Source organism: Micromonospora sp. SH-82 (genome assembly GCF_051132485.1).
Taxonomy (GTDB): domain Bacteria; phylum Actinomycetota; class Actinomycetes; order Mycobacteriales; family Micromonosporaceae; genus Micromonospora.
Map to the genome: position 1 here is coordinate 4294964 of NZ_CP148049.1, position 15115 is coordinate 4310078.

The 15115-nt window shown below is 72.0% G+C and carries 13 protein-coding genes; 6 read left to right on the top strand and 7 right to left on the bottom strand.

The annotated features are described in order from the left end of the window. Positions 1-26: 26 nt before the first annotated feature. Positions 27-1808, bottom strand: a complete 1782-nt coding sequence (arc, locus tag WHN02_RS19165; protein WP_434740086.1) for a proteasome ATPase — start codon at positions 1806-1808, stop codon at positions 27-29. A 392-nt stretch (positions 1809-2200) separates the two neighbouring features. Between arc and WHN02_RS19170 the strand changes: the two genes are divergently transcribed. Beyond that, a complete protein-coding gene (locus tag WHN02_RS19170; protein WP_434740087.1) occupies positions 2201-2494 on the top strand; it encodes a ferredoxin in 294 nt (97 codons plus the stop codon). A gap of 88 nt (positions 2495-2582) precedes the next feature. On the opposite strand, the gene WHN02_RS19175 is transcribed toward WHN02_RS19170, so the two are convergent. The 3 genes from WHN02_RS19175 to WHN02_RS19185 all read right to left on the bottom strand — a co-directional run bounded on the left by WHN02_RS19175 (position 2583) and on the right by WHN02_RS19185 (position 5341). After that, positions 2583-3155: a hypothetical protein gene (locus tag WHN02_RS19175; protein WP_434740088.1), complete on the bottom strand. Its 573-nt coding sequence runs from the start codon at positions 3153-3155 to the stop codon at positions 2583-2585. A 94-nt stretch (positions 3156-3249) separates the two neighbouring features. Further along, on the bottom strand, positions 3250-4272 hold the full coding sequence (locus tag WHN02_RS19180) for a tRNA (adenine-N1)-methyltransferase (protein ID WP_434740089.1): 1023 nt from the start codon (positions 4270-4272) through the stop codon (positions 3250-3252). A gap of 4 nt (positions 4273-4276) precedes the next feature. Continuing rightward, a complete protein-coding gene (locus WHN02_RS19185) occupies positions 4277-5341 on the bottom strand; it encodes a site-2 protease family protein (RefSeq protein WP_434744009.1) in 1065 nt (354 codons plus the stop codon). Positions 5342-5519: 178 nt separating this feature from the next. Between WHN02_RS19185 and WHN02_RS19190 the strand changes: the two genes are divergently transcribed. The 5 genes from WHN02_RS19190 to WHN02_RS19210 all read left to right on the top strand — a co-directional run bounded on the left by WHN02_RS19190 (position 5520) and on the right by WHN02_RS19210 (position 12062). After that, positions 5520-6434 carry a RecB family exonuclease gene (locus tag WHN02_RS19190; protein ID WP_434740090.1) on the top strand — a complete coding sequence of 305 codons (915 nt, stop codon included), beginning with the start codon at positions 5520-5522 and terminating at the stop codon, positions 6432-6434. 76 nt (positions 6435-6510) lie between these two features. Then, positions 6511-7731 carry a sensor histidine kinase gene (locus WHN02_RS19195; protein WP_434740091.1) on the top strand — a complete coding sequence of 407 codons (1221 nt, stop codon included), beginning with the start codon at positions 6511-6513 and terminating at the stop codon, positions 7729-7731. Further along, positions 7728-8414, top strand: a complete 687-nt coding sequence (locus WHN02_RS19200; RefSeq protein WP_434740092.1) for a response regulator — start codon at positions 7728-7730, stop codon at positions 8412-8414. Before WHN02_RS19195 ends, WHN02_RS19200 begins: the two co-directional genes overlap by 4 nt. A 331-nt stretch (positions 8415-8745) precedes the next feature. Beyond that, on the top strand, positions 8746-9513 hold the full coding sequence (locus tag WHN02_RS19205; protein ID WP_350896169.1) for an ABC transporter ATP-binding protein: 768 nt from the start codon (positions 8746-8748) through the stop codon (positions 9511-9513). Next, entirely contained in the window at positions 9513-12062 is a 2550-nt protein-coding gene (locus WHN02_RS19210) for an ABC transporter permease (protein ID WP_434740093.1), read from the top strand. Before WHN02_RS19205 ends, WHN02_RS19210 begins: the two co-directional genes overlap by 1 nt. A 126-nt stretch (positions 12063-12188) precedes the next feature. Here WHN02_RS19210 and WHN02_RS19215 read toward each other — a convergent pair whose 3' ends face one another. The 3 genes from WHN02_RS19215 to WHN02_RS19225 form a co-directional block, all read right to left on the bottom strand. Continuing rightward, positions 12189-12833: an HAD family hydrolase gene (locus WHN02_RS19215; protein ID WP_434740094.1), complete on the bottom strand. Its 645-nt coding sequence runs from the start codon at positions 12831-12833 to the stop codon at positions 12189-12191. A gap of 166 nt (positions 12834-12999) precedes the next feature. After that, on the bottom strand, positions 13000-13761 hold the full coding sequence (locus WHN02_RS19220) for a neutral zinc metallopeptidase (protein WP_434740095.1): 762 nt from the start codon (positions 13759-13761) through the stop codon (positions 13000-13002). 200 nt (positions 13762-13961) lie between these two features. Further along, complete coding sequence (locus WHN02_RS19225) at positions 13962-15092, bottom strand: calcium:proton antiporter (RefSeq protein ID WP_434740096.1); 1131 nt, start codon at positions 15090-15092, stop codon at positions 13962-13964. Positions 15093-15115 lie beyond the last annotated feature (23 nt).

Sequence of the window (15115 nt, forward strand, 5' to 3'; positions counted from 1 at the left end):
GCGTCGCGGGCCTCGTCGGTGTCGACTCAGAGGTACTGGCCGGTGTTGCTGGCGGTCTCGATCGACCGGCCGGCCTCCGCGCCCTTGCCACCGGAGACGAGCGTACGGATGTAGACGATCCGTTCGCCCTTCTTGCCGGAGATCCGGGCCCAGTCGTCGGGGTTGGTGGTGTTGGGCAGGTCCTCGTTCTCCCGGAACTCGTCGACGCAGGCGTCGAGCAGGTGCTGCAGACGCAGCCCCTTGCGCCCGGAGGTGAGGAACTCCTTGATGGCCATCTTCTTGCCCCGGTCGACGATGTTCTGGATCATCGCGCCGGAGTTGAAGTCCTTGAAGTACAGGACCTCCTTGTCACCGTTGGCGTAGGTGACCTCGAGGAACCGGTTCTCCTCGGTCTCCGAGTACATCCGCAGGACCACCGCGTCGATCATGGCCGCGACGGTGGCCTGCGAGTCGCCGCCGTGCTCGGTCAGGTCGTCGGGGTGCAGCGGCAGCCCGGAGAGGATGTACTTGGAGAAGATGTCCTTGGCCGCCTCGGCGTCCGGACGCTCGATCTTGATCTTGACGTCGAGCCGGCCCGGACGCAGGATCGCCGGGTCGATCATGTCCTCCCGGTTGGAGGCGCCGATGACGATGACGTTCTCCAGCCCCTCCACCCCGTCGATCTCGCTGAGCAGCTGGGGGACGATGGTGTTCTCCACGTCCGAGGAGACCCCGGATCCCCGGGTCCGGAAGATCGAGTCCATCTCGTCGAAGAACACGATCACCGGAGTGCCCTCGCCGGCCTTCTCCCGAGCCCGCTGGAAGATCAGCCGGATGTGCCGCTCGGTCTCGCCGACGTACTTGTTGAGCAGCTCGGGGCCCTTGATGTTGAGGAAGAAGCTGGTGTGCCGCTCCTGCCCCAACCGCTCGGCGATCTTCTTGGCCAGCGAATTGGCCACCGCCTTCGCGATCAGGGTCTTGCCGCAGCCCGGTGGGCCGTACAGCAGGATGCCCTTGGGCGGACGGAGCTGGTGCTCCCGGAAGAGATCGGCGTGCAGGAAGGGCAGCTCCACCGCGTCGCGGATCTGCTCGATCTGCGACTGGAGGCCACCGATGTCCTCGTAGTCGACGTCGGGCACCTCCTCCAGGACCAGCTCCTCGACCTCGCTCTTCGGGATCCGCTCGTAGGCGTACGCCGAGCGGGGCTCGATCATGAGCGAGTCACCGGCCCGGATCGCGCTCCCGATCAGGGTCTCGGCGAGGTGGACGATCCGCTCCTCGTCGGAGTGGGAGACCACCAGGGCCCGGTCGGACGAACCGCCGGAGGGGTTCTCCAGCAGCTCCTTGAGCATCACCACCTCGCCGACCCGTTCGTAGCCGAACGCGTCGACGACGTTGAGCGCGTCGTTGAGCAGGACCTCCTGGCCGCGTTGCAGCTCGGTGCCGTCCAGCGAGGGCGAGACGGCGACCCGGAGCTTGCGCCCACCGGTGAAGATGTCCACCGTGTCGTCGTCGTGCCGCGCCAGGAAGACGCCGTAGCCGCTCGGCGGCTGGGCGAGCCGGTCGATCTCCTCCTTGAGCGTCACGATCTGCGCGCGAGCCTCCTTGAGGGTGCTCACGAGCCGGTCGTTGTTCTCGGTCAGCCGCGCCAACTGCGCCTGGGTGGCCGTCAGCCGCTCTTCGAGCTGACGGACGTGTCGGGGGCTTTCGGTCAACTTGCGCCGCACCAGAGCGAGTTCCTCTTGGAGAAACGCGACCTGCGTGGAGAGATCGTGGGCCTCCTTCTCCCACCGTGCGGCGCGCGAGTCCGCGTCGTCACTGCGTGCCACGTCCCACCTCCCCGGGGGGCTTGAACGTACTTGCCTAACACTAGCCGCTGTGAGGCCGATTCGGTCCCACGCAACGCCCTCGTCACTGAACCTTGATCGCCACGACCCGTCCGGGGGGCCGCCGGTCGCCACCCCGGCACCCGGGGAGCGGCCGGGCGGACACCCGACCCGCCACCGCGTTGACCTGGGGCGGGGCCAGCCGGAACGGGGTCGCGGCGACGGCGGACCCCGACGACCGGAGGCCACCGGGGGGCGGCCGGGGCGGGAGTGACAAGTCCCCGTCACCACCGGGTCGACCGACCCCCTGCGGAGCAGGAAGGGGCCGACGGGGCGGGAGGCCGGGCTCGGGGTACGGTCGAAGTCGTGGAACGCGAGAAGATGGGGGTGCGCCGGTGACCGAGGTCGCGACCGACCAGTTGCAGGTCTGGGTGGACCAGGACCTCTGCACCGGCGACGGGCTCTGCGTGCAGTACGCGCCGGAGGTCTTCGAGTTCGACGTGGACGGCCTGGCCTACGTCAAGGGCCCCGACGGTGAGCTGCAGCAGGCTCCGCAGAGCCGGGTGGCCGTCCCCGAGCACCTGCGACTCGAGGTCGTCGACTCGGCGAAGGAGTGCCCGGGCGAGTGCATCCACGTGGTCCGCAGCAGCGACGACGTCGAGGTGGCCGGCCCCGACGCGCAGGACTGACCCCCGACCCGTCCGACGGTCGTCGGGCCGACCCGGTCCCGTCCGCCCGACGTGGTCACCCCGGGCGGACGGATCCTCGGACGTGCCCCTACAGCAGTGGGCGGCCGATCACCGAGGCGACGAGCCGGGCGAAGTCCTCCAACCGGGCGATCTGCCCGGCTCCCCCGTCGTCGAGGGTCTTGCCGAACCGCAACGCGTCGTGCCGGGGCGTACCGACCGTCTCGTCCCCCGGTGGGGCCTCGTCCAGCGAGGTCAGCAACAGGTACACGTCGACGCTGTCGACCCGGATGGCTCCGGTGTCGGTGCGGGTCAGCCGCCGACGGCAACCGACCTCGGTGACCGTGGAGACCGGCACCACCCGCAGGGAGGAGGTCATCGCACCGGCCGGACCCTCCCCCGGCGGGACGTCCTCGCCGTGCCACAGGATGAGTCGGCTGCCGTCGCAGACCACCACCTCCTGCCACACCCCGTTCACCTCGTTGACGAAGCGTTCCAGGGTGAAGCCCAGCACCGAGGCGCCCTGGAGCACCCCGCCGAGCGCCTCCAGTGCCACGTCGGGGTCGCGCAGGTAGGCCCGGGTCGCCGACTCCAGGTCCTGGTAGGGCGACCAGTCCGGAAACACCGCCGGCACCTCGCCGCCGTCGAAACCGGGCAGGTTCATCGGATGACCTCCGCCACGCCGGTACGCGGGAAACGCCCCTGCCCGCCGGGTCGGATGGCTCGCTCGGTCGACACGTCGACGCCCAGGCTGGCGGTCACGGCCGGTCCAGCTCCACGGCGGGGTCGGTAGCGGTGTCGGCACCGTCGCCGGCGATCGCGGCCTGCCGGGCCGCCTCCGCCTCGCGCAGCGCCTGACGCCGCTGGACGTACGCCTCGGCACCCTTGCTCGGCTTGCGCCGCCGGGGCGGTGCGGTGACCCCGGGGGCGAGCTTGCGGGCGGACACCAGGAACGCGGTGTGGGCGATCATCCGGTGGTCGGGGCGGACGGCGAGCCCCTCGGCGTGCCAGTCCCGGACCATCGACTCCCAGGCCCGGGGCTCGGTCCAGCCACCCCGTTCCCGCAGCGCCTCCACCAGCTCGGACAGCTGGGGGGTGGTGGCGACGTACCCGATGAACACGCCGCCGGGCAGCAGCGCCCGCTCGACCATGTCGAGGGTCTCCCAGGGGGTGAGCATGTCCAGGATGATCCGGTCGAAGCCGGTCTCCGGGCAGTCGGCGACGTCCCCGACGTGCAGGTGCCACGCGGGGTGGGGCCCGGCGAAGAAGCTCTCGACGTTACGGCGGGCGATCTGGGCGAAGTCCTCCCGGACCTCCCAGGAGTGCAGCTCCCCCTCGGCGCCGACGGCGCGCAGCAGGGAACAGCTCAACGCACCGGAACCGGCGCCGGCCTCCAGGACCTTCGCCCCGGGGAAGATGTCGCCCATGGCGACGATCTGGGCGGAGTCCTTCGGGTAGATCACCTGGGCGCCGCGCGGCATGGAGAGCACGTAGTCCGACAGCAGCGGACGCAGGGCGAGGTACGCGGTGCCGCCGCCGGAGGTGGTGACCACGCTGCCGTCCGGCAGGCCGATCAACGCGTCGTGTTCCAGGATGCCCCGATGGGTGTGGAAGGCCTTGCCCACCTCCAGGGTGACCGTGTGCATCCGCCCCTTCGGGTCGGTCAGCTGCACCCGGTCGCCGGGCCGGAAGGGGCCACGGTGCACCGGTGTCAACGCCGGGGCGGGGCCGGACACCGGGGTGCCCGGATCGGTCGGGGTCGCAGGGGGGTGAACGGTCACGTGTTCAACTTCCGTGAGGTTTCGGGTTCCGTCGTGGTTCGAGAAGCTGCGCGAGGTCGGCGATGTGCAGGATGCCGACGACATTTTCACCTGCCGTCACGACGTACTGTGCGGCCGGGTGGGTCTGCACGGTCTCCATCACCCGTTCGCCGTCGAGATCCACCGGCATCGTCGGCAGGCCGGACAGCGATCGGGCCACCGCGTCGACCGCCAACCAGGGTCGACGCTCCGCCGGCACCGCGGCGGCGGCCACCGGGTCGACCACCGCCAACTGTCGACCGGCCGAGTCGGTGACGGTGAGCGCCGCCCCAGGGGCCTGCGCGTCGCGGCGGCGCTGCGCCTCGGCCAGCGGGGTGCCGCTGGGCACCGGCAGCAGCGGCTGCGCCAGTCGGGCGAGGTCGATCAGCGGGAACCGACGACTGACCCGGGCCACCCGGATCGACTGCCCGGCACCGCGCCAGAGGGTCAGGGCGACGAGCAGCATCAGGGGCAGCGCCAGGGGGGCGAGCACCCCGCCAAGCACGAGGAGGGTCACCGCCACGGCGGTGCCCGCCGCCACCGCCCGTCCGATCCAGCCGGCGACCTCGGTGCCGACGTGCCGGTCCCTGGTGACCGCCCAGACCGCCGCGCGCAGCGCCCGGCCACCGTCCAGCGGCAGGCCGGGTAACAGGTTGAACACCGCGACGATGACGTTGCTCACCGCCAACTGGAAGGCGAGCTGGTTGAGCACCGTCCGTTCGGGCAGGGCGATCGTGGCGGCGGTGGCGGCCACCCCGAGCACCGCCGAGACCGCCGGGCCGGCCAGGGAGACCAGCAGGTCGACCCGGGGGTTGGGGGCGTCGCGGTCCATCTCGGTGTAGCCGCCGAGCAGTTCGAGGGTGATCCCGCGTACGCCGATGTGGTAGCGGCGGGCGGTGAGGGCGTGGCCCAGTTCGTGCAGCAGCACCGAGCCGAGCAGCGAGACCACGAAGCCGAACCCGATCAGGTAGCCACTGAGCTGGGACAACCCGAGTTGGTGGCGGACGAACTCGCCGTACACGACGGTGACCAGCAGGGCCAGCAGCAGCATCGAGGCGTGCAGGTACAGCGGGACGCCGAGGACCCGGCCGACGCGGAGTCCGGAGGGGTGGTCACGACGGCGGGGGGTTTCCGATCTCTGCTGCACCTCCTCGATGCTACGGACCGACGCCCGGGGCCCGACGTCCACGGCGCGCCGCTGTCACACCCGTGCCCTACCCTTTGCGGACATGACGGCGGAACCGGTGATCATCGCCCAGCCCCCGGCCTCGACGGAGGTCCCGGCCACGGTCCGGGCCTCGCTGTCGCCGTCGCGGGCTGCGGACTTCAAGACCTGTCCCCTGCTCTACCGGCTGCGCAGCATCGACCGGCTACCGGAGCGCACGACTGTGGAACAGGCCCGCGGCACGCTGGTGCACGCGGTGCTGGAGCGGTTGTTCGACCTGCCGGCGGCCGACCGGACCCCGACGGCGGCCGGGGACCTGGTGGCCCCGCAGTGGGACCGGCTGGTCACCGAGGAGCCGGAGCTGGCCGACCTGTTCGACGGTGCCGAACCGCAGGCCGGCGAGGATTTCCTCAGGTCGGCCACCGCTCTGCTGGAGGGCTACTTCACCGTCGAGGACCCGCGTCGGTTGGAGCCGGCCGAGCGGGAGGCGTTGATCTCCGCCGTGGTCGACGACGAGCTGTTGATCAGGGGTTACCTGGACCGTCTCGACGTGGCGCCCGACGGCGCGCTGCGGGTGGTCGACTACAAGACCGGGGGGGCGCCCCGGGAGGCGTTCGAGGCCCGGGCGTTGTTCCAGCTGAAGTTCTACGCGTTGGTGCTGTGGCGGACCCGGGGGGTGGTGCCCCGGGTGCTGCGCCTGCTCTACCTGCGCGACGCCGAGGTCTGCGACTACACCCCGGACGCCGAGGAACTGGCCCGCTTCGAGCGGACGGTGGTGGCGTTGTGGCGGGCGATCGAGCAGGCCACCGAGCGGCAGGACTTCCGTCCCCGGCCGAGCCGGCTCTGCGACTGGTGCAGTCACCAGGCGCACTGCCCCAGTTTCGGCAACACCCCGCCGCCGTTCCCGGTGACGGCGGCCTCGGCGGGACCGCTGCCCGACGCCCGAACCGCTGCCACCGAGCCGGGTCCGGAGGAGTGAGTCTCCTACTCACGGATGAGGGCGGAGTCACCGTCGGCGACGATCACTTCGCGGTACGGGCGGTTAGCGTCGCGGTATGACCGTCGCGCCCCGGCAGTTCCTGCGCCGGCATCCGCTCGCTGCGGATGCCGTGCTCGCCGGGGCGTTGGTGCTGTTCGACGTGCTGTTCACCCTGGTCGGCCCCCAGGAGTTGTGGCCGCGCCCGCTGTCGGAGAGCTGGCTGTGGAGCGTGCTGTGCGTCCTGCCGGTGGTGATCCGGCGACGCCTGCCGGTGGTGGCGGTCGGGTCGGCCCTGGCCTGCCTGGCCCTGCCGGTCTGGATGGAACGGGTCCCGGGCACCCAGGGGCTCACCTTCGTGGTGCTGACCTACACGGTGGCGTCGAGCTGGTCGGCCCGGCGGGCGGCGGTGGCCGCGGCGGTGCTGTGGGTGCCGGTGCTGCTGCTCGTCGGGTTGATCCCGCCCGCGAACCGGATGGGGGTCGGCAGCACGTACCTGGTGATCAACAACCTGTTGACCGGACTGGTGTCGTACACGGTGGGACGGGCGGTGCACGCCCGGCGGGCGACCCTGGCGGCGTTGCGCGAGCGGGCCCGGGTGGCGGAGGAGAACCAGCGGACCCTGGCCGAGCAGGCCGTGACGCAGGAACGCGGCCGGATCGCCAGGGAACTGCACGACATGGTGGCCCACCAGGTGAGCGTGATGGGGGTGCTGGCCACCGGGGCGCGTCGGATGCTGCGTCGTGACCCGGACGCCGCCGACGGAGCGATCGCCACGATCGAGGGCACCAGCCGGGCCACGCTGCGGGACATGCGTCGGCTGCTGGACGTGTTGCGCTCCGCCGCGGAGCCGCCCGCCGAGCTGAGCCCGCAGCCGGGTCTGGCCGGCATCGAGGCGCTCGTGGACCAGGCCCGGGAGACCGGGTTGCCGGTGACGCTGCGGGTGGAGGGCGACCCGGTGCCGGTGCCGGAGGGGGTCTCGTTGGCGGTGTACCGGATCGTCCAGGAGGCGCTCGCCAACGCGGTACGCCACGCCGGTGCGGCCACCGCGCAGGCCCTGTTGACCTTCGGTGACGGCCACCTCACCGTCGAGGTGACCGACACCGGCCGGGGGGCGGACCCGACGGCGATCGGGACGGGGCACGGGCTGGTGGGGATGCGGGAGTGGGTGGGGCTCTACGGTGGGACCCTGCACACCGGCCCCCGGACCGGCGGTGGCTTCCGGGTGTACGCGCGGATCCCGGTGGAGCAGGCGGACGAGGCTCCGGCAGGGGCGGGCAGGGACGGGGAGACGAGATGACCGATCAGGTGACGCCGGGGCGGCCGGTCCGGATCCTGCTCGCCGACGACCAGCCGCTGCTGCGTACCGGGTTCCGGATGGTGTTGGGGACCGAGGACGACCTGGACATCGTCGCCGAGGCGGGCGACGGGGTCGAGGCGGTGGACCTGTCCCGTCGGCTGCTGCCGGACGTGGTGTTGATGGACATCCGGATGCCCCGGATGGACGGGGTGGCGGCGACCCGGGCGATCGTCGAGGCGAAGCTGCCGGTCCGGGTCCTCATCCTGACCACGTTCGACCTCGACGAGTACGTGGTGGGGGCGCTGCGGGCCGGGGCCAGCGGGTTCCTCGCCAAGGACGTACCCGCAGAGGACCTGGTGGCGGCGATCCGGACGGTGGCCGGGGGCGACGCGGTGGTCGCGCCGCGCATCCTGCGGCGGTTGCTGGACCGGTTCGCCGGGGCCCTGCCGGATCCGTCGTCGGGGCCGCCGAAGACCCTCGACGGGTTGACCGAGCGGGAACGGGAGGTGCTGGTGCAGGTCGCCCGGGGCCTGTCCAACGCCGAGATCGCCCGGGAGCTGTCGGTCAGCGAGACGACGATCAAGACCCACGTCGGACACGTGCTGACCAAGTTGGGGCTGCGCGACCGGGTCCAGGCGGTGGTGCTGGCGTACGAGTCGGGTCTGGTCCGGCCGAAGGCGTGACGGTGCCGCCGCACCCGTCGCCGGTGCGGCGGTGCCCGACCGGAACCGGCGTCGGCGGGTTGCCGGCCTGACCTACGGTGATCAAAGGCGGTCGAGGGAGGCGACTCCCGTCGACTGCCGGGACAGCCGTGCCACGGTGCGGCAGGCGGTGGGCGGCCGGACTGTCAGGGACAACCCTGAGCCGGCATCGGGGCCGACCCGCAGCGGAAAGTCCGCCCCGTTTCGGCCCTGGGTCGGACTTCTCGGCCGTCCGGGGGTCCGAAGATGAAAGAGGCTGCGCCGCCCGGTGGGACGGCGCGGATGACCGTGAGGAACAGCAGAGGGAGATGACGTGACCGCGACGGTAGGGAGCCAGGCGCAGACCGCCGCCCGGGCGAACGACGTCTGGAAGGTGTACGGCAGCGGGGAGGCGCAGGTCGCCGCGCTACGGGGAGTCAGCGTCGAGTTCGAACGCGGTCGGTTCACCGCGATCATGGGGCCCTCCGGGTCCGGCAAGTCCACGTTGATGCACTGCCTGGCCGGACTGGACTCGGTGAGCCGGGGCACGGTGACCATCGGGGACACCACGGTGACGGGGCTGAACGACGCCGGGCTGACCAAGCTCCGACGTGACCAGGTCGGCTTCATCTTCCAACAGTTCAACCTGTTGCCCACCCTGACGGCCAGGGAGAACGTCCTGCTGCCGCTGTCGATCGCCGGGCGCAAGCCGGACCCGGACTGGTACGACACGGTGATCGCGACGGTGGGGCTGGCCAACCGGCTGGACCACCGACCGGCGCAGTTGTCCGGCGGTCAGCAGCAGCGGGTGGCGTGCGCGCGGGCGCTCGTGGGCCGCCCCGAGGTGATCTTCGCCGACGAGCCGACCGGCAACCTGGACTCCCGCTCCGGGGCGGAGGTGCTGCGGTTCCTGCGGAACTCGGTCCGCGAACACGGGCAGACGATCGTCATGGTCACCCACGACCCGACCGCCGCCGCGTACGCCGACCGGGTGGTCTTCCTGGCCGACGGGCAGATCGTCACCGAGCTGATCGAGCCGACCGCGGACACCGTGCTGGACACGATGAAGAAGCTGGACACCCCCACCGAGGTGGACAGCTGATGCTGCGGGCGACTCTGAAGAGCCTTCTGGCCCGGAAGGTACGGCTGATCCTTTCCGGTCTTGCCGTGGTGCTGGGCGTCATGTTCGTCTCCGGTGCGTTCGTCCTGACCGACACCCTGAGCCGCACCTTCGACCAGGTCTTCGCCGACGCGTACGCCGAGGTGGACGTCAACGTGGCGAGCAGGCCCAACGTGCAGGTCTCCGAGGCGGAGGGGGCGCCGGTCAATCCGCCGTTCCCGGCCGCGACGGTGGAGGAGATCCGGGCGGTGCCGGGGGTGGCCGACGCGGTCGGGCTGGCGCTCGCCGACGGTGCCCGGCTGATCGGCGGCGACGGAAAGGTGGTCGGCTCGTTCGGGCCACCCCAGCTCGGGCAGAACTGGACCGGCGAGTCCGACGTGGTCCAGCTGCGGGAGGGGCGTGAGCCGGGCGCCGACGACGAGATCGTGATCAACGCCGGGTTGGCCCAGGCCGGGAAGGTGAACGTCGGCGACCGGGTCGGGGTGCTCACCCTGGAACCGAGGCGGGACTTCACGGTGGTGGGGATCTTCGGTTACAGCGGCGGCCGGGACTCCATCGGCGGCTCCAGTGAGATCCACTTCACCACTCCGGTGGCGCAGGAGCTGATGCTCGGCGAGACCGGCACCTTCAACAGCGTCTCGGTCACCGCCGCCGACGGGGTCTCGGACACCACCCTGCGCGACGACCTGGCCGCCGCCCTCGGCGACCGGTTCGTGGTGAAGACCGGTGAGGAGCTGTCGAAGGAGATGTCGGCGGCCTTCGAGGAGGGGCTGACCTTCTTCAACCGGATCCTGCTCGGGTTCGCCGCGGTGGCGCTGCTGGTCGGGACCTTCCTGATCCTCAACACGTTCTCGATCATCGTGGCTCAGCGCACCAAGGAGCTGGCGCTGCTGCGGGCGGTCGGGGCCAGCGGGAGACAGATCATCGGCTCGGTGGTGCTGGAGGCCGTGGCGGTGGGTCTGCTCGCCTCGGTGTTCGGCCTGGCGGCCGGGGTCGGCGTCGGCGCCCTCCTGGCGTACCTGTTCGGGCAGTTCGCCGGCGGGCTGGAACTGGCCGGGATCGGGGTGCCGGTCAGTGCCGTGGTCGGCGCGTTCGGCGTCGGCCTGCTGATCACCGTGGTGGCGGCGTTGCTGCCGGCGCTGCGGGCCGCCCGGATCCCCCCGATCGCGGCGATGCAGGACGTGGCCACCCCGGACCGACCGCTGACCAGGGTCACCGTCAGCGGAGCGGTGATCACCGGTGCCGGTGCGATCCTGCTGGCGCTGGGGTTGACCGACAACGCGGGCGGCAACGTCCTGGCGGTCATCCTCGGTGGGGTGCTGGCCACCTTCATCGGGGTGGCGTTGCTGACGCCGCTGCTCAGTCGCCCGGTGGTCTCCCTGCTCGGCGCGATCTTCAGTTTCTCGGTGCCGGGCAAGCTCGGCCGGCTCAACTCGGGCCGCAACCCGCGTCGGACCGCCATCACCGCCGCCGCCCTGATGGTCGGCATCGCGCTGGTGACCGGGGTGACGGTCATCCTCGACTCGGCCAAGAGCAGCCTGAGCGGTTTGGCCCAGGACAACCTCCGGGCCGAACTGGTCATCGCCGGTGCGCAGAGCGGCCCTCGGCCACCGAGCTTCGACCGGGACGTGCTCACCGAGGCGGCCCAGATCCCCGGCGTACGCCTGGCCGACGGCGAGTACGGCGACCTGGCCGAGGTCGGCGGCGAACGGACCTGGGTCGCCGCCAGCAGCGAGCCGGCCGCCCTCCGGCAGATCTTCGGTGCCGAGCCGGTCGCCGGTGACATCGACCGGATCGGGGCGGACCAGATGCTGGTCCGGTCGGAGACGGCGACGGCGCGCGGCTGGTCGGTCGGGTCGACGGTGCCGGTGCAGCTGACCCGGGGTGAGGCCCGGACCTTCACCGTCAGCGGCATCTTCACCAGCGAGGTCTTCACCAACCCGGTGGTCCTGCCGCAGAGCGTGACCGCCGACTTCGCCATCCCGCACCCGATCCAGGGGTTCGTGCAGTTGGAGTCGGGCACCGCCGTCGACGAGGTCCTGCCCCGGGTGGAGGCGCTGCTCGCCGACAGCCCCGAGGTGTCGGTGGCCGACCGGGACGCCTTCATCGAGCAGCAGGCAGGTCAGCTCGACATCCTGCTGACGATGATCCAGATCCTGCTGGCGCTGGCCATCGTGATCGCCGTCCTGGGGATCGTCAACACCCTGGCGCTGTCGGTGCTGGAGCGGACCCGGGAACTGGGACTGCTGCGGGCGATCGGGCTGCGCCGCGGACAGACGATGCAGATGATCACCGTCGAGGCGATCGTGATCTCGGTCTTCGGGGCGCTGCTCGGGGTGGTCGTCGGCACCGGGCTCGGCGCGGCAGTGGTCCGGGCGCTGCGCGAGGACGGCATCACCGACCTGGTCCTGCCCTGGACCCAGATGGGGATCTTCCTGGGGTTGGCCGCGCTGATCGGTGTGGTCGCGGCGGCGCTGCCGGCGATCCGGGCCGCGCGGATCAACATCCTGGGTGCCATCGCGCACGACTGATCCGGCACACCGAGGACCCCCGTCGTATCCCGGCGGGGGTCCTCGGCCGTACCGGACCGGGCTGGTCCGGACGGTCCTCGTCGGGCCGGGGCGGGCCAGGTCCGACGCGGCCCGGTCCGGGGCTGGTCAGCGGGCCGCGGTGAGCAGGGCGGCGAGCAGTGTCAGGTCGGCCGCGGTCAGGTCGGTGACCTGGTGCACGCCGTCGATCGGACCCAGCGGCACGTGGGCCGGTACGGCGAGCACCGCCGCCCCGGCGGCGAGGGCGCTGGCCACCCCGGTCGGGGAGTCCTCGATGGCCACACACCGACCGATCGGTACGCCCAGCAGCCGGGCGGCGGTCAGGTAGGGCTCCGGGTGCGGTTTGGGAGAGTCCACCTCGTCGCCGCAGACCACCACGTCGAAGGTGTCCCGCCCCAGGGTGTCCAGGGCGACCTCGACCAGGCCCCGGCCGCTGGAGGTGACCAGGGCGGTCGGGATCCCGGCCGCGCGGACGGCGGTGAGCAGTGCCGACGCCCCGGGGCGCCAGCGCAGGTCGGTGCGGAACAGCTCCGCGATCCGGGCGTCGAGCCACGCCGCGCCGGGGGCCGGGTCGCGGTGCGGCTGACCGATGTCGTCGTGCAGGATCCGCATCGTCTGGGCCATCTGGGTGCCGACCATCGCCAGCCGACCGGCGGCGGAGAGGGTGGCGCCGTACTCGGCTGCCAGTTCGTGCAACGCGACGTCCCACAGCATCTCGCTGTCGACCAGGGTGCCGTCCATGTCGAAGAGCACGGCGGCCGGTTGAGGGCTGTTCAGGGGGTCCTCCTGCGGTCGGGGCCGAGGGGACCGGCAGGCCGGTGGCGCCGACGTCCGTCCCCCGGCGGATCGGGCAGTCGGCAGCGATCCTGCCAAGCCGACGGGAGGTCCGACCGGCCGGGGCCGGTTCCGGTGACGCAGGTCAACCTCCCAGCTCGCACGCCGACAGGGAGCGCTCGTAGCCCCGGAAGAACGATCCGATGCGTTGCTCGGGGGTCCCGTGGGCACCCTGCTCGAACCACGGCTGGTCGGGGTCGTCTCCGACGGCGAGCAACCCGGCCCGGAACTCGTCGAGGTCCCCCTTCTCCAACAGCAGCCGGCCCGCCCGGACGGTGTCCCCCAGGGACGCCCCGGCCATGCAGTCGGCCTGCAACTCCTGCTGGATGGTGAAGGTGTGGCGCAGACCGAGACGGACCTGGACGGCGTGCGCGTACTCGTGGCCCATCAGGTAGAACACGAAAGCGTCGCCGATCTGGCGGAACGCGCCGAAGGACCAGTTCTCGTCGTAGGCGATGTAGTCACCGGCCGGGCAGTACACGGCGTTGGCGGCCGGGACGGCCTGACCGCCACAGGTCACCTCGCCGTCGCGCTGGTAGGTGATCACCCGGCTGACGGGTTGGAACCGTCGACCGGCGGCGCGGAACTGTTCCTCCCAGTACCGCTCGGTGAGCCGCTGCGCGTCGGCGACGTCCTGCCGGAACTCCTCGGGAGTGTCGGTTCCGTCCAGGGTGGTGTTCGCCGGTCCGGTCGTACCGGCCTGCGGGTCCTGTGACTGTGGAGCCCGGGGCGGCGGCTGGGCGTCGGTCCCGTCCGGCAGGGACGGGACCACGCATCCGACGCCGATCAGGGCCGCCACCAGCCCGGTGAGCGAGGCTCGGAGCCGCCGGGGCGGGGTGTCCGTCACGAGGGGGCCTCCCGAGGGCGTCGGGCGGTGGGGTGGGAGGAGGTACCCCGACGGCCGCTCCGTCATGCCCGTCGGGTTGATCTACGCAGGCGCGGGCGGCGGAGTTCACCCGGGAGCGGCCGACCCCGGACGGGTCGAAGGGCTCGCCGGTCCCCGGCCGGGGCCGGACCGGGTCGAGGGCCGGCCGGGGCCGGACCGGGTCAGGGGCTGGCGGCGAGGAAGACGAACGCCCCGAGGATGACCAGGTGCACCCCGCCCTGGAGCAGGGTCGCCCGGCCCGGGACCACGGTGAGGACCCCGGCGACGGCGGTGAGCGCCAGCAACGCCATCTGGGTGCCGCCCAGGCCGAGCAGCAGCGGCCCCTCCAACCAGATGGAGGCGATGGCGATGACCGGGATCGTCAACCCGATGCTCGCCATCGCCGAGCCCAGGGCCAGGTTGAGGCTGATCTGCACTCGGCCACGGCGGGCGGCCCGGGCGGCGGCGAGGGTCTCCGGCAGGAGCACCAGCAGGGCGATGATCACCCCGACGAAGGAGGGCGGCAGGTCGGCCCTGGCCACCCCCGCCTCCAGCGTGGGCGAGACGGTCTTGGCGTCACCGACCACCGCCACCAGCGCCACCACCAACAGCGCCAGACTGGTCAGGGCGGCCCGGTCGGAGGGTGGGTCGGCGTGGTCGTCGGCGGTGAGCCGCTCCCCGTCGTGCGGCACGGGCAGGAAGTAGTCGCGGTGCCGACCGGTCTGCACCATCACGAACAGCAGGTACAGGGCGAGCGAGGCGACCGCCGCGAAGGCCAGTTGGGCCGGGCTGAACTGGGGACCGGGGCGGCCGGTGGTGAAGGTGGGCACCACCAGGGACAGGGTGGCGAGGGTGGCCACCGTCGCCAGCGCCCCGCCGGTGCCCTCGGGATTGAACACGGCGACCCCCCGCCGCAGCGCCCCGAGCAGCAGGGACAGGCCGAGGATCCCGTTGCAGGTGATCATCACGGCGGCGAAGACGGTGTCCCGGGCCAGGGCCTGCGTCTTCTCCCCGCCGCTGATCATCAGGGTGACGATGAGGGCGACCTCGATGACGGTGACCGCGACGGCGAGGACCAGCGAACCGTACGGCTCCCCCACCCGGTGGGCCACCACCTCGGCGTGGTGCACGGCGGCGAGGACCGCACCGGCCAGGAAGAGCGCGACGACGGCCACCACCGGGCCGGGGAGGGTCCGGTTCCAGGTCACACCGAGCAGCACGACCGCGAGGACCGGGACCACGACGGTCCAGGAGCTCAGTCGCTCACGCAGGGTGGCGGTCACCCGTCCCACAGTGCCAGAAGACGTGATCATGTTGCGTCGAACGGCGGGGGGCC

What these genes read in the sequence shown, in the direction of transcription:
- WHN02_RS19210 (WP_434740093.1), top strand. Translation starts at nt 9,513, where the DNA reads ATGCTGCGGGCGACTCTGAAGAGCCTTCTGGCCCGGAAGGTACGGCTG.
- WHN02_RS19225 (WP_434740096.1), bottom strand. Translation starts at nt 15,092, where the DNA reads ATGATCACGTCTTCTGGCACTGTGGGACGGGTGACCGCCACCCTGCGT.
- WHN02_RS19190 (WP_434740090.1), top strand. Translation starts at nt 5,520, where the DNA reads ATGACGGCGGAACCGGTGATCATCGCCCAGCCCCCGGCCTCGACGGAG.
- WHN02_RS19195 (WP_434740091.1), top strand. Translation starts at nt 6,511, where the DNA reads ATGACCGTCGCGCCCCGGCAGTTCCTGCGCCGGCATCCGCTCGCTGCG.
- WHN02_RS19200 (WP_434740092.1), top strand. Translation starts at nt 7,728, where the DNA reads ATGACCGATCAGGTGACGCCGGGGCGGCCGGTCCGGATCCTGCTCGCC.
- WHN02_RS19175 (WP_434740088.1), bottom strand. Translation starts at nt 3,155, where the DNA reads ATGAACCTGCCCGGTTTCGACGGCGGCGAGGTGCCGGCGGTGTTTCCG.
- WHN02_RS19185 (WP_434744009.1), bottom strand. Translation starts at nt 5,341, where the DNA reads ATGCTGCTGCTGGCCCTGCTGGTCACCGTCGTGTACGGCGAGTTCGTC.